Annotated in this window: 1 pseudogene; it reads right to left on the reverse strand. The window is 45.6% G+C overall.

The window, feature by feature from the left end:
* Window positions 1–229, reverse strand: a pseudogene (locus HMPREF2794_RS08340) (hypothetical protein); the annotation flags it as partial.
* Window positions 230–353 lie beyond the last annotated feature (124 nt).

The raw sequence follows: 353 nt of genomic DNA on the forward strand, positions 1-353 counted from the left end.
CTTCGCTGGTATGGTAATGCACCAGTTCCTTGTTCTCAAGGTCGATGTCAGCGTCCCATCCCAACGCTTCCAAATCGGTGATATCGTTCAGGGATTCCGGCTTGTAATATTCAAGTTTTCCGATCTCCGAACCACCGACTACGAACAGAATGACGCGGTCACTGGTATCGGTATCCCGTACCAGCCCGCCATTTGCTTTGTTGATGATTACTCCTGTAAAATTTCCCATAAAATAATTCGTTATACGGATTTACCTGATAAAATTGCACCAACACCAAAATCTTCGATACGGTCTACAATACCGTAAGTTTGGGTACGGTATTCGGATGTAGGACTCTTGCTGCGTGTATCGG

The organism is Bacteroides sp. HMSC067B03 (assembly GCF_001811315.1).
Lineage (GTDB): Bacteria > Bacteroidota > Bacteroidia > Bacteroidales > Bacteroidaceae > Bacteroides > Bacteroides faecis.